Genomic DNA, 17830 nt, shown 5'->3' with positions numbered 1-17830 from the left:
TTCGACGTCTGGCTCCCAGCCTATTCGCCGGGGCACGGCAAGCCCGTCTCACGACGCATTTCGACCGCTCACAGTACCTGCCCCGGCGCGCCGGGCACCGAGCCGCTAGCCCTGCAGAAAGCTCAGCCGGACCGAGCGCTGCGGGTTGTCCCGGTTCAGGTCGACCAGGACGATGCTCTGCCACGTCCCCAGCATCGGCTCACCCGCCGACACCGGAACCGTCACCGACGGCGCGACGAGCGCCGGCATCACGTGGTCGGCGCCGTGGCCCGCGGAGCCGTGCGAATGCCGGTAGCGGTCGTCGCGCGGCAACAGCCGTTCCAGCGTGTCGACCAGGTCGTCGTCGGAACCGGCACCCGTCTCGATGATGGCCACCCCCGCCGTGGCGTGCGGGACGAACACGTTGCACAGGCCGTCGCCCCGCGACCAGCAGAAGCCGCGCACCGCCTCGGTGAGATCGACGATGCGGCGGCGCGAGGTGTCCACGTCCAACACATCGGTATGCACCCGGCCAAGCCTACGGCGCGTGCGTCGGGGCCAGCCAACCGTTTGTGAGCCCGACCACATTTGGGCATTGCGGCGGGTTATCGGCAGGAGGAAGGTAGCGGGTGGGACCGGTGGCGCCACCGGGGCGCCGCCCCGACATAGGAGGGGTCGACCGTGTACGCACGCTCCACCACCATCCAGGCGCAACCCCTGTCGGTCGACATCGGCATTGCGCACGTTCGCGACGTCGTGATGCCCGCGCTCACCGAGATCGACGGGTGTGTCGGACTGTCGCTGCTGGTTGACCGGCAGTCGGGCACCTGCATCGCCACCAGCTCGTGGGAGACCATGGAGGCGATGCGCGGCAGCGCCGAGCAGGTCGCACCCATCCGCGACCGGGCCGCGCTGATGTTCGACGGCAGCGCGCGGGTCGAGGAGTGGGACATCCCGTTGCTGCACCGCGCGCACCCCTCCCGCCCGGGCGCGTGCGTGCGCGCCACCTGGCTCAAGGTGGTGCCGGATCAGCTCGACCGGTCGCTGGAGTTCTACCGGATGGCGGTGCTGCCCGAGATGCAGAACCTCGACGGGTTCTGCAGCGCCAGCCTGATGGTCGATCACCCCGCGTGCCGGCGGGCCGTGACGTGTTCGACGTTCGACTCGATGGAGGCGATGGCCCGCAACCGCGACCGCGCCAGCGAACTGCGCAGCCGCCGGGTGCGCGAGCTGGGCGCCGAGGTGATCGACGTGGCCGAGTTCGAGCTGGCGATCGCGCACCTGCGGGTGCCCGAGCTGGTCTAGCACCGCTGCGCGCTAGCCGCGCTTGCGGCGGATGATCGCGCGCAGCCGGTCCAGCCGGCCCGCCATCTCGCGCTCACCGCCGCGCCCGGTGGGCCGGTAGTAGTCGACCCCTGCCAGCTCATCCGGCGGATACTGTTGCGCGACAACCCCATCCGGGTGGTCGTGGGAGTACTTGTAGCCCTGCGCGTTGCCCAGCCCCGCCGCACCCGAATAGTGGCCGTCGCGCAGATGGGGCGGAACCAGACCGGCTTTGCCGGCCCTGATGTCGGCCATCGCCGCGGCCAGCGCGGTGGTGACCGCGTTCGACTTCGGCGCGGTGGCCAGATAAATCGTGCAGTGCGCCAGCGTGAGCTGCGCCTCGGGCATGCCGATCAGCGCCACCGTCTGCGCGGCCGCCACCGCGACCTGCAGCGCGTTCGGGTCGGCCATGCCGATGTCCTCGCTGGCCAGGATCATCAGCCGGCGCGCGACAAACCGTGGGTCCTCGCCGGCGATCAGCATGCGGGCCAGGTAGTGCAGCGCGGCGTCGACGTCCGAACCGCGCACCGACTTGATGAACGCGCTGATGACGTCGTAGTGCTGGTCGCCGTCGCGGTCGTAGCGCACCGCGGCCTCATCCAGCGACTGCTCGACGGCGGCGACGGTCAGCTCGCCGTCGGGCTCGGCCGCCCGTACGGTTTCAGCGGCGACCTCCAGCGCCGTCAGCGCGCGCCGGGCGTCGCCCGCGGCCAGCCGCACCAGCAGGTCGACCGCCTCGGGGGCGACCGCGATCTGGCCGCCCAGACCGCGCGGATCGTCGATCGCGCGCTGCACCACGGCCCGGATGTCCTCGCCGCTCAGGGGCCGCAGCTGCAGGATCAGCGAGCGCGACAGCAGGGGCGCCACCACCGAGAACGACGGATTCTCCGTGGTCGCCGCGACCAGCAACACCACCCGGTTCTCCACGGCGGACAACAGCGCGTCCTGCTGGGTCTTGGAGAAGCGGTGCACCTCGTCGATGAACAGCACCGTCTGCTCACCATGAAGGAGCGCGGTACGAGCCTTCTCGATCACCGCCCGAACGTCTTTGACACCGGCCGACAGGGCCGACAGCGCCTCGAACCGGCGGCCGGTCGCCCGGGAGATCAGCGCGGCCAGCGTGGTCTTGCCGCTGCCGGGCGGGCCGTACAGGATGGCCGACGCCACGCCCGAGCCCTCGACCAGCCGGCGCAGCGGAGACCCGGGCGCCAGCAGGTGGTCCTGCCCGACCACCTCGTCCAGCGATGCCGGACGCATCCGGACCGCCAGCGGTGCACCGCCCGACACGCCCAGCCCGTGATCGGTCGGCTGCGGCGCACCGGGGAGGTCGAACAGACCGTCGGACACGGTTTCAGGCATACCACGGCGGGCGGACACCCGCGCCGGCCCAGGCGCGCGGGCGGCAAGCCGCGCGTGCCGCCCGCATCTTTGCTAAGTTCCGAGTTTGCCAAGTTGCGCGCGCGTTGCCTCCCAGGACACTTCGCCACCCGAGGAAATCCGACAGCAAGGACGGACATGAGCCAACCTCCCGAGCATCCGGCAGAACCCCAGGGCAGCAACCCTCCCGGCTACCCGCCGCCGGGCTACGGCGCACCCCCACCGCCGCCTCCGGGTTATGGCACACCTCCCCCGCCGCCGGGCTACGGACCGCCGCCCGGATACGGCGCGCCCCTCCCGGCTACGGGCCGCCCCCGGCTACGGCGGCCCACCCGCGTTCAGCATCGGGGACGCGTTCGGTTGGGCGTGGAACACGTTCACCAAAAATGCTGTGACACTTATCGTTCCGGCCCTCGCATACGCGGTGTTGTTCGCCATCGCCTCCACCCTGATCGGCCTGAGCCAGGACATGGGCACCACGACGAGCAGCTCCGACGACGACTACTTCACGTTTACCGCGAACCTCAACGGCGGCGGGATGGCGCTGCTGATCCTCGGCTATCTCGTCGCCTACCTTGTGGGGGCGTTCGCCCAGTCCGCGTTCCTGTCCGGCTGCCTGGATCTGACCGACGGCCGCCCGGTGACCATCGGGTCGTTCTTCAAGCCGCGCAACTTCGGCATGGTGTTTCTGGCGGCGCTGCTGGTGGGGATCCTCACCTCGATCGCTTCGATGCTGTGCTTCCTGCCCGGCCTGATCCTGGGGATCTTTGCCCAGTTCACCATCCCGTACGCGATCGATCGGTCCGAGCAGCCCATCAAGGCGCTCACCTCCAGCTTCTCCACCGTCGCCGCGAACTTCGGCAACGCCCTGCTGGTCTGGCTGGTCGAGGTCGCCGCAGTCATCGTCGGTTTCCTGGCGTGTGGCGTCGGCGTGCTGGTGGCGGTCCCGGTCGCCGCCCTGGTCGGGATCTACGCGTACCGCAAGTTCTCCGGTGGCCAGGTCGTCGCGCCGCAGCAGGCGGGATACCAGGCCGGCCCGCCGCCGGGCACCCCACCGGGACACGCACCGGCCTGAGGCTGCGCGCGGGTCTGTCGTATCACGGCGCGGTAAGCCGCAATTGCGGCGCGCTGCGCCGCGTCCGCGCGTGTGATGGGATCAGCGATTATGAGCATCAAAGTTGCGCTGGAGCACCGCACCAGCTACACCTTTGACCGGCTGGTCCGGGTGTATCCGCACGTGGTGCGGCTGCGCCCGGCGCCCCACACCCGTACGCCCATCGAGGCGTACTCGTTGCGCATCGAGCCCGACGAACACTTCATCAACTGGCAGCAGGACGCGGTGGGCAATTTCCTTGCCCGGCTGGTATTTCCGACTCCGATGCAACGACTGAGCATCACCGTTGGGCTGATCGCCGAGCTCAAGGTGATCAACCCGTTCGACTTCTTCATCGAGGACTGGGCCGAACGGTGGGTCCCCGCCAACGGACGGGCCGGGCTGACCTACCCCCGGGAGCTGGCCGACGACCTGGAGCCCTACCTGCGTCCGGTCGACGAAGCGGGTCCGGACTCCAGCGGCTCGGGCCCCGGCGAGCTGGTCCGGGACTGGCTGAACAATTTCTCGGTGCCCGCCGGCACGCGCACCATCGACATGCTGGTCGAGCTCAACCACGCGATCAACGCCGACGTCGCCTACAGCCTGCGGATGGAACCCGGTGTGCAGACGCCGGATTACACGCTGCGCGCCGGCGTCGGCTCGTGTCGCGACTCGGCCTGGCTGCTGGTGTCGATCCTGCGCGAGCTGGGGCTGGCCGCCCGCTTCGTGTCCGGCTACCTGGTGCAGCTGGCCTCCGACGTCGAGGCGCTCGACGGGCCGTCGGGACCCGCCGCCGACTTCACCGACCTGCACGCCTGGACCGAGGTGTACATCCCGGGCGCGGGCTGGATCGGGCTCGATCCGACGTCCGGGCTGTTCGCGGGCGAGGGCCACATCCCGCTCGCGGCGACGCCGCACCCGACGTCGGCGGCACCGATCAGCGGGGGGACCGAACCCTGCGCCTCGACGCTGGAATTCTCCAACACCGTCACCCGGGTGCACGAAGATCCGCGCGTCACCCTGCCCTACACCGACGACGCGTGGCGGACCATCCACGACGTCGGCCGGCGCGTCGACGAGCGGCTGGCCGCGGCCGACGTCCGGCTGACCATCGGCGGTGAGCCGACCTTTGTTGCGGTGGACCTTCCCCCAGACGGGCCGGCCGAGGAATGGACCACGGCCGCCGACGGCCCGCACAAGCGGGAGCGCGCCTCCGAGCTGGCCGCCCGGCTGAAGTCCGTGTGGGCGCCGGGCGGCGTGATCCAGCGCGGGCAGGGTCGCTGGTATCCCGGAGAACCGTTGCCCCGCTGGCAGATTGCGCTGCATTGGCGCACCGACGGGCGTCCGCTGTGGGCGGACGACACGCTGCTGGCCGACCCCTGGAGCCCCGCGGCGCCATGCCCCGTCGACGGCGAGGCGGCCGCCCGGCTGCTCGCCGGGATCGCCGACGGCCTGGGCCTGCCCGCCTCGCAGGTACGGCCGGCCTACGAGGACCCACTGCACCGGCTGGCGGCCGCAGTCCGTGAGCCCCAAGGGGTTCCGGTGGAGGCCACCGACGACCTGGAGGACGACTCCCCCGCGCGCCGCGCGGCGCTGCTCGCCCGCCTCGACGAATCCGTCACGGCCCCGGCCGCATTCGTGCTGCCACTGCACCGGCGCGACGATGACCTCGGATGGGCCAGCGCCGACTGGCGGCTGCGCCGCGGCCGTATCGTGTTGCTGCCCGGGGATTCCCCGGCGGGGCTGCGGCTGCCACTGGACTCGATCAGCTGGAAACCGCCGCGCCCGTCGTTCGATGCCGATCCCCTCACCGTCGGCGGCGCCCTGTCGACGGAGTCGGCAGGCGCCGTGCTCGTCGACCCCGACGGCGCGCCGCCGACCGCGCTGGTCACCGAGATTCGGGACGGGCTGCTCTTCGTCTTCATGCCGCCCACCGGGGCGCTCGAGCACTACGTCGATCTCATCGCCCGGGTCGAGGCCGCGGCGGCGAAGGCCGGCTGCCCGGTGGTGATCGAGGGTTACGATCCCCCGCCGGACCCGCGGCTGCGCTCGACGACCATCACCCCGGACCCCGGCGTCATCGAGGTCAACGTCGCACCCACCGCCAGCTTCGCCGAACAGCACCGGCAACTGGAGACGCTGTACGCGCAGGCCCGGCTGGCCCGCCTGTCCACCGAGTCCTTCGACGTGGACGGCACGCACGGCGGCACCGGCGGCGGCAACCACATCACCCTGGGCGGCGTGACGCCCGCGGACTCACCGCTGCTGCGCCGCCCCGACCTGCTGGTGTCGCTGCTGACGTACTGGCAGCGCCACCCGTCGCTGTCCTACCTGTTCGCCGGCCGGTTCGTGGGGACCACGTCGCAGGCGCCGCGCGTGGACGAGGGCCGCGCCGATGCCCTCTACGAACTCGAGATCGCGTTCGCCGAGATCGCCCGGCTGGGCGGCGGTGGCGCCACCAAGCCGTGGGTGATCGACCGCGCGCTGCGCCACCTGCTGACCGACATCACCGGCAACACGCACCGCGCCGAGTTCTGCATCGACAAGCTCTACAGTCCCGACAGCGCCCGCGGCCGGCTCGGCCTGCTGGAGCTGCGCGGCTTCGAGATGCCGCCGCACCTGCACATGGCGATGGTGCAGTCGCTGTTGGTGCGCTCACTGGTCGCGTGGTTCTGGGACGAGCCGCTGCGCGCGCCGCTGATCCGCCACGGCGCCAACCTGCACGGCCGATACCTGTTGCCGCACTTCCTGATTCATGACATCGCCGACGTCGCCGCGGACCTGCGCGCGCACGGCATCGCGTTCGAGACCAGCTGGCTGGATCCGTTCACCGAGTTCCGGTTCCCGCGCATCGGGACCGCGGTGTTCGACGGCGTGGAGATCGAACTGCGCGGGGCCATCGAGCCGTGGACGACGCTGGGCGAGGAGTCCATCGCGACGGGCACCGCGCGCTACGTCGATTCCTCGGTCGAGCGCATCCAGGTCCGCATCATCGGGGCCGACCGGCACCGTTATGTGTTGACGGCCAACGGCTATCCGGTGCCGTTGCTGGCCACCGACAATCCCGACATCCACGTGGGCGGGGTGCGGTTCAAGGCCTGGCAGCCGCCCAGCGCGCTGCACCCCACCATCTCGACCGACGGGCCGTTGCGGTTCGAGCTGATCGACCTGACCACCGGCACCTCGCGCGGGGGCTGCACCTACCACGTCGCCCACCCCGGCGGGCGGGCCTACGACACGCCACCGGTCAACGCCGTGGAGGCCGAGGCGCGCCGCGCCCGCCGCTTCGAGGCGACCGGCTTCACGCCCGGCAAAGTCGACCTGTCCGGCATCCGGGAGAAGCAGGCCCGGATCTTCACCGATGTCGGCGCGCCGGGCATCCTCGACCTGCGCCGCGTGCGTACCGTTGCGCAGTAATGACGTTTGCGGACATGACATTCGGCACCGGCGCACCGGCTGGGCCCGGCTCGGTGGCCGGCGCCGCGCGCTATGACGCCGACCGCCTGCTGGCCGGATACCGCGCGGCACGGGCGCAGGAGGCGCTCTTCGATCTGCGGCACGGCCCGGCGAGCGGCTACGACGAATTCGTCGACGAGGACGGCAACGTGCGCCCGGCGTGGGCCGAGCTGGCCGACGCCATCGCGGAGCGGGGCCGCGCCGGGCTGGACCGGCTGCGCTCGGTGGTGCACGACCTCATCGACAACGACGGCATCACCTACACCGACGTCGAACCCGGCGGCCGCGGCCAGGAGCCCCGGCCGTGGCAGCTGGACACCCTGCCCATCGTGCTGTCCGCGGCCGACTGGGAGGCGCTCGAGGCCGGCCTGCTGCAGCGGTCGCGGGTGCTCGACGCGGTGCTGGCCGACCTGTACGGTCCGCGCAGCCTGCTCACCGAAGGCGTCCTGCCCCCCGAGCTGCTGTTCGGCCACCCGGGGTACGTGCGCGCGGCCAACGGTATCGAAATCCCGGGCCGCCACCAGCTTTTCATGCATGCCTGCGATGTGAGCCGGCGCCCGGACGGCGCGTTCGTCGTCAACGGCGACCGCACCCAGGCGCCCTCGGGGGCCGGGTACGCGCTGGCCGACCGGCGCGTCGTCGCGCACTCCATCCCCGACCTCTACGAGCGCATCGCGCCGCGGCCGACGACGCCGTTCGCCCAGGCGCTGCGGCTGGCGCTGATCGACGCGGCACCCGACGACGCCCAGGACCCGGTCGTGGTGGTGCTGTCCCCGGGCATCTACTCCGAGACCGCGTTCGACCAGGCGTACCTGGCCACCCTGCTGGGTTTCCCGATGGTGGAAAGCGCCGACCTGGTGGTGCGCGACGGCATGCTGTGGATGCGCTCGCTGGGCACGCTCAAGCGCGTCGACGTCGTGCTGCGCCGGGTCGACGCCGACTACACCGATCCGCTGGATCTGCGCGCCGACTCCCGGCTGGGGGTGGCCGGTTTGGTGGAGGCCCAGCACCGCGGGACGGTGACCGTGGTCAATACGCTGGGCAGCGGAATTCTGGAAAACCCTGGGCTGCTGCGCTTCCTGCCCGCGATGGCCGAGCACCTGCTGTCGGAGACGCTGCAGCTGCCCACCGCCGGAGTCTACTGGGGCGGCATCGCCGCCGAACGCTCGCACCTGCTGGCGAACCTGTCGTCGTTATTGCTGAAGTCCACGGTCGGCGCGAAAACCCTTGTCGGGCCCACACTTTCGGCGCAGCAGCTGACACAGGTGGCGGCCCGCATCGAGCAGACCCCGTGGCAGTGGATCGGCCAGGAGCTGCCGCAATTCTCGTCCGCGCCCACCGACCACGCCGGCGTGCTGTCGTCGGCGGGCGTCGGCATCCGGTTGTTCACCGTGGCCCAGCGCGGCGGCTACGCGCCGATGATCGGCGGCATCGGCTACGTACTGGCACCCGGATCCGCCGCATATACTCTGAAAACCATTGCGGCAAAGGATGTCTGGGTGCGGCCCACCGAGCGGGCCCACGCTGAGGCGGTCAGCCTGCCGACGCCGGAGGCGCCGGCGAAGACGGCCGCGGGAACCTGGGGCGTCAGTTCCCCGCGTGTGCTGTCCGACCTGTTCTGGATCGGCCGCTACGGCGAGCGCGCGGAAAGCATGGCGCGGCTGCTGATCGTCGCCCGCGACCGGTTCCACGTCTACCGTCATCACCAGCACAGCGAGGAAAGCGAATGCGTGCCGGTGTTGATGACGGCGCTGGGCCGGATCACCGGGACCGACATCGCGGCCGACAGCGACGGCGATCACGCCGAGATGATCGCGATCGCGCCGTCGACGCTGTGGTCGCTCACCGTCGATCCGCACCGGCCCGGCTCCCTGGTGCAATCGGTGGAGGGGTTGGCGCTGGCCGCGCGGGCGGTGCGCGACCAGATGTCGAACGACACCTGGATGGTGCTGGCCGCGGTGGAGCGCGCGCTGGCGCTGAGAAGCGAACCGCCGGACTCGCTTTCCGAGGCCGACGCCCTGCTCACCGGCGCCCAGGCGCAGACGCTGGCCGGCATGCTCACCCTGTCCGGGGTGGCCAGCGAGTCGATGGTGCGCGACGTGGGCTGGACGATGATGGACATCGGCAAACGGATCGAACGCGGGCTGTGGCTGACGGCCTTGCTGCAGGCCACCCTGACCGTCGGCCGCGGCGCCGCGGCCGAACAGACCGTCATCGAGTCCACGCTGGTGGCGTGCGAGTCCTCGGTCATCTACCGGCGCCGCACGGTGGGCAAGATCAGCGTGGCCGCCATGGCCGAGCTGATGCTGTTCGACGCGCAGAACCCGCGGTCCCTGCTGTACCAGTTGGAGCGGCTGCGGATCAATCTGCGGGACCTGCCCGGATCGTCGGGGTCGTCGCGCCCCGAACGCCTGGTGGACGAGATCGGCACTCTGCTGCGGCGGTCCATTCCCGCCGAGCTCGAGCGGGTCGGCGGCGACGGCCGGCGCGCGGAGCTGGCGGAGTTGCTCGCCGCGGTGCATGCCGAGCTGCGCAACCTGGCCGAGGTGATCACCACCACCCAGCTGGCGCTGCCCGGTGGCATGCAGCCGATTTGGGGTCCCGACGCACGACGGGTGATGCCGGCCTAACGGTGCCGCCCGCGGGCGATCCGGGCTAGTTTCGCGCCGCCACCGCATCTTTCACGCCGTGCAGGCGGTGCGGGTCGGGCAGTCGCCGGCGCCGCACCATGTGCACGAGCGCCAGGACCGACAGCGCGGCGGCGTAGATGCACCACAGCGACGCGAACGCCTGGGTGTAGAGGATCGCGACCACGATCAGCCCCACCAGGTTCGCCAACCCGAACACCACAATCGAGCGATAGCCCGACATCAGCGCCGGCCCGATGACGGCGATGACGTAGAGCACCGCCCACACGTAGCCGTCGGAAACCCCGGTCTGGTACTGCAACGCATGCGGACCCTTCGTCACCGTGACCGGTTCGGTGAGCACCACGACGGCCAGGTAAACCGACACGACGGTGCCGAGCACCGCGAACGGCGTCACCCGCAGCCGGGCGCCGCGCGGCTCCAGCATCACGATCGCCCACGGGACCAGCGCGGGCAGCAGCGGCAAGGCGATGAAGACGTAGGCCCGCATCGCCAGGTTGGCCATGCCCGGGGAGACGACGCCGTTGGGCCACACGGCGGCCTCGATGAACTGGTGGACCGCGAACACCGTCGGCAACACCGCGAACGGCACCTCGCGCCAGTGCTTCACCTCACGCAGGGTCGCCACGGCCACCGGCACCAGGGCGGTGCCCACCACCAGGTCCGCCGTGATCGAGAAGCACACCGTGGGTCCCTAGCCGGCTATCGACGCGCGACCGCGGGATTCCGAGGTCACCTCGTCGACCACGGTGTGGATGAACTTCATCTTCTCCAGCACCGTGACCGGCAGCACGAACGGGTACAGGTCGTCGTGGCCCATCGAGCGGTTCACCATGTTCAGCGACCACGACAACGGCAGCCACATGTCGATGATCGTCTGAAAAGCGCTGGGGCCCAGGGCGGGCCGGTCGAAGGTGGCCGAGGCCGGCGCCAGTCCGCACCACGCCGAGGTGTCCAGCGTGTCGCGGATGTGCAGGTAGTGGGCGAACGTCTCGGCCCAGTCCTCGGCGGGATGCATGGTGGCATAGGACGACACGAAGTCCTCCTGCCAGCCCTCCGGAGCGCCCTCGCTGTAGTGGCGGTCCAGCGCCTCCTGATAGTCGGCTTCGTGGTCGCCGAACAGCTCGTTGAAGCGCTGCACGTAGTCGGCGAACGGAGCGATCAGCCGGTAGTAGTAGTAATGGCCGATCTCGTGGCGGAAGTGCCCCAGCAGGGTCCGGTACGGTTCGTCCATCTCGACGCGCAACTGCTCGCGGTGCGCGTCGTCGCCCTCGGCCAAATCGATGGTGATGACCCCGTTTTCGTGGCCGGTCAGCACCTTCTCGTGCGCGCTGGACAGCAGCCGGAACGCCAGGCCGTAGTCGGGATCGCTGTCGCGCCCGACGATCGGCAGCTTCAGCTCGTGCAGCTCGGCGATCAGCCTGCGCTTGGCCGCCTCGGCACGGGCGAACTCGGCCATCCCGACGGTATCGGCGTCGTTGGGCCGTTCGATCGTCAGCGCGCAGGAGGTGCACAGCAGCCGGGGGTTGTTGACCGGAACCAGCCAATTGCATTCGGCAAGAAGCAAATTGGCGCACAGCTGATACTCGCTGGCGTGCACGAAGCCGGCGTGCTCGGTGGCATCGTCCTCCGAGATCACCAGCAACGCCATCTGGTCAAGCGAAAACCCCAGCGCGCTACCGCAATTCAGGCAGGTGGAGTTCTCGAAGGTCAGGCGCTGGCCGCAGTTGGGGCAGGTGAAGTCACGCATGCAGCACTTCGCCTTCGTAGGGCACCACGTCGACGGCGACGTCGATCACGCTGTGCTCGGAGTTGGTGTAGATGATGCCCCGCAGTGGCGGGACGTCCGCGTAGTCGCGGCCCCGGCCCACCACGATGTAGCGCTCGTCGACCATCTGGTCGTTGGTGGGATCGAGCCCCAGCCACTCGAATTGGCCCGGCTGCTGCGGGGTCCACACCGCTGCCCAGGCGTGGGTGGCGTCGATGCCGATCATCCGATCCTTTCCCGGTGGCGGATCGGTGGCCAGGTACCCGGATACGTAACTGGCCGCCAACCCGTTGGCGCGCAGGCAGGCGATCGCCAGCCTGGCAAAGTCTTGACATACCCCTTCGCGGGCGGCCAGAACCTCATTGACCCCGGTGGAAATCGTCGTCGACCCCGACCGGTAGGTGAAATCGGTGAAGATGCGTGACGTCAGTTCGCTCAACACCTCGATCAGCGGGCGCCCGGGGGTGAAGCTGGGCGCCGCGTAGTCGCGGACGTCGTCGGTGATCTCGGGCGGGTTGAGGTCCAGGGTGAACTCGGTCGCCAGCGCGCCGCCGGGCCCGGCCGGCCGGGCGGCCTCCCACGGCTGCGTCGCCGGTCCGCCGGTGTAGAGATCCGGGCCGGGCGGATAGACGTCGACGATCGAGTCGCTGGTCACCTTCAGGACCTCGTGCGGCTCGGTCACGTGGAAATAGGAGCTGATGTTGCCGTAGCTGTCCTCGCTGGTGGAGCTATCGGCGGGGGCCGGGTCGATGATCAACCGATGCGCGACACAACGCTGCCGCAGCGAATCGCGCGGGGTGAGGAATCCGCGACCGTACGAGCTGGTCACGACGTCGGAGTAGCGGTACTCGGTGCGGTGCGTCACCCGGTGGCGGCGCGCGGCCCCGGCGCCCGGTTCGCCTCGTTCTGCTGGCAAGCGCTTCCTCCTCCTCACCGCTGATCTCATCACATGCCGGACGGTCGCGGGGGGTGCGTGGGACGCCCGGTCGCGCATCGTTTGCCGATCCAACGGCATTCGGGCCAAAACGAGAGCACAATCGTGTTGTGGCCACGTGGGGCGAGGTCGCCCGAATCGTTGGTGAGCTGGCACTCACCTCCGAGCCGTCACCGCATGACTGGCGGGTCGGCAAGAAGCTGCTGGCCTGGGAGCGGCCGCTGCGGCCCTCGGAGCGCGAGGCGCTGGAGCGCAACGGCCCCCGACCGCCGCAGGGCGACATCCTCGGGGTGCGGGTGTCCGACGAGGGCGTCAAGTTCGCGCTGATCGACGACGAGCCCGGGACTTACTTCACCACACCGCATTTCGACGGCTATCCCGCGGTGCTGGTCAACCTGGCCGAAATCTCGGTGCGCGATCTCGAGGAGCTGATCACCGAGGCCTGGCTGATTCAGGCGCCGCGGAAGCTGGTTCAGGAGTTCCTGGCCGACTCGCGCTAGAGAGCTCGGACGTGCCGGAGGTCGATGACCCGTTGCAGGTCGTCGACGCACGCGCTGACGACGTCGGCGAGCACCACCTGCGTCCTCTCGCGCGCGCCGGACTGCAGGTCCGCGGCGTGGTGACGGGCCGAGGCCGTGTACGCGCACGCGCCGGCGGGGTCGGTGTCGGCGAGCGCGATCGCGGCCGCCAGCACCACCAGCACGGTCGGCACGGACTGCGGAACGCGCTCGCGGCCACCTTCCGGACTTGGATCCGGGCCCGGCGAGACGGCGCGGGCCAGTTGCAGCACCGAGCCGGCCAGCAGGGCCACGTGCACCGCCTGATGATCGGCGGCGCGGATCGCGGTCCGCAGGCGCCACCGCCGCGGCGCGATCGTGACCACGTGGCGCGCCGTGGTACGCGCCTCGAGCAGCCCGCTGAGTTGTTCGTGCACCCGGTCGACGGCCGTCAGCGGCCAGTCCGGCGGCGGCTCCTTGCGGCCGACGGCGACGTCCGCGGCCCGGGACAGCACGTCGTGCAGCACCCCGAGCACGCCGACGCGGGCATTGCGCAGCACCTTGAGCGGGTCCGCGGGAAACAGCACGACGGCGAAGACGATGGCCACCGCACCGCCGATCAGCGCGTCGAAGATGCGTTCCAGGCCGACGCCGCCGCGGTAGAGGGCCAGCACCAGGATCGCCGACACCACGGTCTGGTTGGCGAACATCATGCCGTGCCCGATGAAACCGCCCCCGATGAAGACCGCGGCGCCCAGCGCCACCAGCGCGGCCACCGCGATGGGCACGTCGCCGGCACCGAGCAGCGCCTGCGCCAGCGAGCCCACCCCGATGCCCAGGGTCACCCCGATCATCATCTGGATGGCGCGCTGCGCGCGCAGCACGTTGCTGGTCGACAACGACACCGCGGCGGCGATCGGTGCGAAGAACGGCTGCGGGTGTTCCAGGACGTCGTGCGCCAGATACCAGGACAGGCCCGCGGCCACCGCGGTCTGCACCAGGTTGAACCAGACCGGCCGCAGCCGTTTACTGCCCGCGCGCGCGGCGGCGAGAACCAGCGATGGCACCGCCCGCCGCGACGCGCCCACCGGCTAGGTCCGGTTTAACTCGAAGAGCGGAATCACCCGGCTGATCTTGGCCTGGGACTCGGCGAACACCGGCGCCAGCTCCGTCAGCTTCGGGACGAGCTCCTCGCGCTCGGCGGGGGCAGTTCGCGCGCCGTCACATCGAACGCGTCGGTCCCGACCTCGATGCGTGCCCGCGGGTCGGCCCGCAGGTTGTGCACCCAGGCCGGATCGAAGGCGGCGCCGTGGAAGGAGCCGATGACGACCAGCTTGTCATCGATGTTGAAATAGGCCAGCGGAGACACCCGGGGCTGGCCGGACTTGGCGCCGGTGGAGGTCAGAAGCAGCAATTCGGCGTCTGCGAACGGCCCGGCGACCTTGCCGCCGTTGGCCCGGAATTCCTCGACGACGTTCTTATTGAACGCCTTGATGGTTGCGGTGTCATGGAAGTCGGTCATGCCCGGTCAACCTTTTCGGGTTTGGCGTCTATTCCGGACTCCTTGCGCTGCTGGGCGGTGATGGGCGCCGGCGCATCGGTCAGCGGGTCGACGCCGCCGCCGGTCTTCGGGAAGGCGATCACCTCGCGGATGGAGTCCACCCCGGACAGCAGCGCGTTGATCCGGTCCCAGCCGAACGCGATCCCGCCGTGCGGGGGTGCGCCAAAGGTGAAGGCCTCCAACAGGAATCCGAATTTCTCCTGGGCCTCGGCGTGGTCCAGGCCCATCACCGCGAACACCCGCTCCTGGATGTCGCGGCGGTGGATACGGATCGATCCGCCGCCGATCTCGTTGCCGTTGCAGACGATGTCGTAGGCGTCGGCGAGCACGTTGCCGGTGTCGGTCTCGATGTCGCCCTCGTGCCCGGGCTTGGGCGAGGTGAACGCGTGGTGCACCGCGGTCCACGCCCCGGACCCGACGGCGACGTCGCCGGCGGCGGTCGCATCGTCGGCGGGCTCGAACAGCGGCGGGTCCACCACCCAGACGAACGCCCAGGCGTCGGGATCGATCAGGTCGAGCCGGCGGGCGATCTCACCGCGGGCGGCCCCGAGCAGGGCCCGCGACGGCTTGGCCGGGCCCGCCGAGAAGAAGACGCAATCGCCCGGCTTCGCCCCCACGTGCGCGGCCAACCCGTCGCGCTCGGCGTCGGATAGGTTCTTGGCGACCGGGCCGCCCAGCGTGCCGTCGTCGGCGATCAGCACGTAGGCCAGGCCGCGGTGCCCGCGCTGCTTGGCCCACTCCTGCCAGCCGTCCAGCGTGCGCCGCGGCTGCGAGGCGCCGCCGGGCATCACCACGGCGCCGACGTACGGCGCCTGGAAGACGCGAAATGTGGTGTCTTTGAAGAACTCTGTGCACTCGACGAGCTCGAGACCGAAGCGCATGTCCGGCTTGTCGGAGCCGAATCGCCGCATCGCGTCGGCGTAGCTGATCCGCGGGATGGGCGTCGGGATCCGGTAGCCGATCAGCGCCCACAGCGCGGACAGGATCTCCTCGGAGATGGCGATGACGTCCTCGGCGTCGACGAAGCTCAGCTCCATGTCGAGCTGGGTGAACTCCGGCTGGCGGTCGGCGCGGAAGTCCTCGTCGCGGTAGCAGCGGGCGATCTGGTAGTAGCGCTCCATGCCGGCCACCATCAACAGCTGCTTGAACAGCTGCGGACTCTGCGGCAGCGCGTAGAACGAGCCGGGGTGCAGCCGGGCCGGCACCAGGAAGTCGCGCGCCCCTTCCGGTGTCGACCGGGTGATCGTCGGGGTTTCGATCTCGACGAAGTCATGTTGGGCGAGCACCGCCCGCGCGGCGGCATTCACCTTGGAGCGCAACCGGATCGCCTCGGCGGGGCCGTCGCGGCGCAGGTCCAGGTAGCGGTACTTCAGCCGCAGCTCTTCGCCCGCCGGCTCGTCGAGCTGGAACGGCAGTGGCGCACTCTCCCCCAGCACGGTCAGCGTGGTGGCGTTGACCTCGATGTCGCCGGTGGCGATCTCCGGGTTGGCGTTGCCCTCCGGCCGGATCTCGACCACACCGGTGACCGCGACACAGAACTCGGCGCGCAGCCGGTGCGCCTGGGCCAGCACGTCCGTTTCGCGGAACACCACCTGGGCGATCCCGGAGGCGTCGCGCAGGTCGATGAAGATGACGCCGCCGTGGTCGCGGCGGCGGGCCACCCAGCCCGCTAGCGTCACCTGCTGCCCGGCGTCGCTACTGTCCAGCGAACCCGCGGCGTGACTGCGCAGCACGAAAACACTCCCCTTGGTCTGAAACGAAAGCCAAGTCTAGAGCAGGTAACTTCGGTGCTATTGCCACCCACATCGCCCTAGTCGGTCCCGGCGCCGTCGGCACGACGGCCGCCGCGCTGCTCTACCGCGCCGGTCATTCGGTGATGGTGTGCGGCCGCACCCCGCGCGACGCCATCGAACTGCGGCCCGACGGGGCCGACCCCATCGTCGTCCCCGGGCCGGTGCGCACCGATCCCGCCGAGGTGACCGGGCCGGTGGACGTGGTGCTGCTGGCCGTCAAGGCCACCCAGAACGACGCGGCGGCCGGCTGGCTGGCCCGGCTGTGCGACGTCCACACCATCGTCGTGGTGCTGCAGAACGGCGTCGAGCAGGTCGAACAGGTGCAGCCGCACTGCCCGCTGTCCCCCGTCATCCCCGGCATCGTGTGGTACTCGGCCCAGACCCAGCCCGAGGGATGGGTGCGGTTGCGCACCGAGCCGGCCCTGGTGCTGCCCAGCGGGCCGTCCGGGCAGGCCGTCGCCGAGCTGCTGCGCGGCGCCGGCTGCCGGGTGGAGTGCGACCCCGACATCATCACCGCGGCCTGGCACAAGCTGCTCACCAACGCCCTGGCGGGGTTCATGGCGCTGGCGCGCAGGCGGTCCGGGATGTTCCGCCGCGACGACGTGGCCGCGCTGTCGCGGCGCTATGTCGCCGAGTGCCTGGCGGTGGCGCGGGCCGAGGGCGCCCGGCTGGCCGACGGCGTGGCCGACGAGTTGGTCGGCATGTTCCGCAACGCCGCCGAGGACCTGGGCACGTCGATCCTGACCGACGCGGAACAGCAGCGCCCGATGGAATGGGACATCCGCAACGGCGTGATCGTCCGCAAGGGCCGGGCCCACGGCCTGGCCACGCCGATCAGCGACGTCATAGTGCCGTTACTGGCCGCGGCCAGCGACGGCCCCGGCTAAGTTGTTTGTCATGTTCCCCTGCGAGCGCGTCGATACCAGCTTCACCGACAGCGCGCCGTTTCGCTTCCGCAACAGCGTCGACCTGGCGATCACCCCCGAGCAGCTGTTCGACGTGCTGTCCGACGCCCAGTCCTGGCCGCGGTGGGCGAAGGTGATCACGAAGGTGACCTGGACCAGCCCCGAGCCGCGCGGCGTCGGGACCACCCGCGTCGTCGAGATGCGCGGCGGAATCGTCGGCAACGAAGAATTCCTCGCCTGGGAACCCTTCACGCACATGGCCTTTCGGTTCAATGAATGCTCGACCAAATCCGTGGTGGCCTTCGCCGAGGATTACCGGGTCGAGACCATCCCGGGGGGCTGCCGACTGACCTGGACCATGGCCCAGAAACCGGCCGGGCCGGCGAAGCTGGCGATGGTCGTGGTGGGGCCGCTGCTGAACCTGGCCCTGCGCCGCTACCTGCGCAACCTGCGCAGCTACACCGACTCCCTTGCGACCCGGCAACGTTAGGAGCGC

The 17830-nt window shown here is 70.4% G+C and carries 14 protein-coding genes and 1 pseudogene; 7 read left to right on the top strand and 8 right to left on the bottom strand.

Going from position 1 to position 17830, the window contains the following annotated elements; translation table 11 throughout:
• Window positions 1-105 precede the first annotated feature (105 nt).
• A complete protein-coding gene (locus B9D87_RS02630) occupies window positions 106-495 on the bottom strand; it encodes a secondary thiamine-phosphate synthase enzyme YjbQ (RefSeq protein WP_007774433.1) in 390 nt (129 codons plus the stop codon).
• A gap of 165 nt (window positions 496-660) precedes the next feature.
• Between B9D87_RS02630 and B9D87_RS02625 the strand changes: the two genes are divergently transcribed.
• Window positions 661-1284 carry a hypothetical protein gene (locus B9D87_RS02625; protein ID WP_007774434.1) on the top strand — a complete coding sequence of 208 codons (624 nt, stop codon included), beginning with the start codon at window positions 661-663 and terminating at the stop codon, window positions 1282-1284.
• A 12-nt stretch (window positions 1285-1296) separates the two neighbouring features.
• Here B9D87_RS02625 and B9D87_RS02620 read toward each other — a convergent pair whose 3' ends face one another.
• Complete coding sequence (locus B9D87_RS02620) at window positions 1297-2661, bottom strand: replication-associated recombination protein A (RefSeq protein WP_007774435.1); 1365 nt, start codon at window positions 2659-2661, stop codon at window positions 1297-1299.
• 409 nt (window positions 2662-3070) lie between these two features.
• Here B9D87_RS02620 and B9D87_RS02615 point away from each other — a divergent pair, with 409 nt between their 5' ends.
• The 3 genes from B9D87_RS02615 (at window position 3071) to B9D87_RS02605 (ending at window position 9858) form a co-directional block, all read left to right on the top strand.
• Window positions 3071-3754: a hypothetical protein gene (locus B9D87_RS02615; RefSeq protein WP_007774437.1), complete on the top strand. Its 684-nt coding sequence runs from the start codon at window positions 3071-3073 to the stop codon at window positions 3752-3754.
• 90 nt (window positions 3755-3844) lie between these two features.
• Window positions 3845-7189, top strand: coding sequence for a transglutaminase family protein (locus B9D87_RS02610; protein WP_007774438.1), 3345 nt, complete (start codon window positions 3845-3847; stop codon window positions 7187-7189).
• Window positions 7190-7203: 14 nt separating this feature from the next.
• Window positions 7204-9858, top strand: coding sequence for a circularly permuted type 2 ATP-grasp protein (locus tag B9D87_RS02605; protein WP_007774439.1), 2655 nt, complete (start codon window positions 7204-7206; stop codon window positions 9856-9858).
• A gap of 25 nt (window positions 9859-9883) precedes the next feature.
• On the opposite strand, the gene B9D87_RS02600 is transcribed toward B9D87_RS02605, so the two are convergent.
• From B9D87_RS02600 to B9D87_RS02590, 3 genes are read right to left on the bottom strand one after another with little or no spacing between them, the layout of a single operon-like run.
• A complete protein-coding gene (locus B9D87_RS02600; protein WP_007774441.1) occupies window positions 9884-10561 on the bottom strand; it encodes a DUF6629 family protein in 678 nt (225 codons plus the stop codon).
• A 9-nt stretch (window positions 10562-10570) separates the two neighbouring features.
• Window positions 10571-11626 (bottom strand): zinc-binding metallopeptidase family protein, encoded by a 1056-nt coding sequence (locus tag B9D87_RS02595; protein ID WP_007774443.1) that lies wholly within the window; start codon window positions 11624-11626, stop codon window positions 10571-10573.
• A complete protein-coding gene (locus B9D87_RS02590; RefSeq protein WP_044488263.1) occupies window positions 11619-12590 on the bottom strand; it encodes a transglutaminase-like domain-containing protein in 972 nt (323 codons plus the stop codon). The genes B9D87_RS02595 and B9D87_RS02590 overlap by 8 nt, the downstream gene beginning before the upstream one ends.
• Window positions 12591-12688: 98 nt before the next feature.
• Between B9D87_RS02590 and B9D87_RS02585 the strand changes: the two genes are divergently transcribed.
• Entirely contained in the window at window positions 12689-13078 is a 390-nt protein-coding gene (locus B9D87_RS02585) for an MmcQ/YjbR family DNA-binding protein (protein ID WP_007774445.1), read from the top strand.
• Here the strand turns inward: B9D87_RS02585 and B9D87_RS02580 are convergent.
• The 3 genes and pseudogenes from B9D87_RS02580 to aspS all read right to left on the bottom strand — a co-directional run bounded on the left by B9D87_RS02580 (window position 13075) and on the right by aspS (window position 16369).
• Window positions 13075-14163: an FUSC family protein gene (locus B9D87_RS02580; RefSeq protein WP_007774446.1), complete on the bottom strand. Its 1089-nt coding sequence runs from the start codon at window positions 14161-14163 to the stop codon at window positions 13075-13077. The genes B9D87_RS02585 and B9D87_RS02580 overlap by 4 nt on opposite strands.
• 3 nt (window positions 14164-14166) lie before the next feature.
• Window positions 14167-14597 (bottom strand): annotated as a pseudogene (locus B9D87_RS02575) (nitroreductase family deazaflavin-dependent oxidoreductase).
• On the bottom strand, window positions 14594-16369 hold the full coding sequence (gene aspS, locus B9D87_RS02570; RefSeq protein ID WP_007774448.1) for an aspartate--tRNA ligase: 1776 nt from the start codon (window positions 16367-16369) through the stop codon (window positions 14594-14596). The pseudogene B9D87_RS02575 and the gene aspS overlap by 4 nt, the downstream one beginning before the upstream one ends.
• A gap of 59 nt (window positions 16370-16428) precedes the next feature.
• On the opposite strand from aspS, the gene B9D87_RS02565 reads away from it, so the two are divergent.
• Together B9D87_RS02565 and B9D87_RS02560 are read left to right on the top strand one after the other, a co-directional pair.
• Window positions 16429-17316: an oxidoreductase gene (locus B9D87_RS02565; protein ID WP_174320967.1), complete on the top strand. Its 888-nt coding sequence runs from the start codon at window positions 16429-16431 to the stop codon at window positions 17314-17316.
• A gap of 10 nt (window positions 17317-17326) precedes the next feature.
• Complete coding sequence (locus B9D87_RS02560) at window positions 17327-17824, top strand: SRPBCC family protein (protein WP_007774453.1); 498 nt, start codon at window positions 17327-17329, stop codon at window positions 17822-17824.
• Window positions 17825-17830 lie beyond the last annotated feature (6 nt).

Origin of the sequence: Mycobacterium colombiense CECT 3035, from assembly GCF_002105755.1 — a bacterium.
Lineage (GTDB): Bacteria > Actinomycetota > Actinomycetes > Mycobacteriales > Mycobacteriaceae > Mycobacterium > Mycobacterium colombiense.
Note: the sequence above shows the minus strand (reverse complement) of the source record. Positions and strands in the feature narration are given on the sequence as shown.

Bases quoted from the DNA above. Each gene is read 5' to 3' on its own strand.
- B9D87_RS02590 (WP_044488263.1), bottom strand. From the start codon at position 12,590: ATGAGATCAGCGGTGAGGAGGAGGAAGCGCTTGCCAGCAGAACGAGGC.
- B9D87_RS02620 (WP_007774435.1), bottom strand. From the start codon at position 2,661: ATGCCTGAAACCGTGTCCGACGGTCTGTTCGACCTCCCCGGTGCGCCG.
- B9D87_RS02595 (WP_007774443.1), bottom strand. From the start codon at position 11,626: ATGCGTGACTTCACCTGCCCCAACTGCGGCCAGCGCCTGACCTTCGAG.
- B9D87_RS02560 (WP_007774453.1), top strand. From the start codon at position 17,327: ATGTTCCCCTGCGAGCGCGTCGATACCAGCTTCACCGACAGCGCGCCG.
- B9D87_RS02610 (WP_007774438.1), top strand. From the start codon at position 3,845: ATGAGCATCAAAGTTGCGCTGGAGCACCGCACCAGCTACACCTTTGAC.
- B9D87_RS02605 (WP_007774439.1), top strand. From the start codon at position 7,204: ATGACATTCGGCACCGGCGCACCGGCTGGGCCCGGCTCGGTGGCCGGC.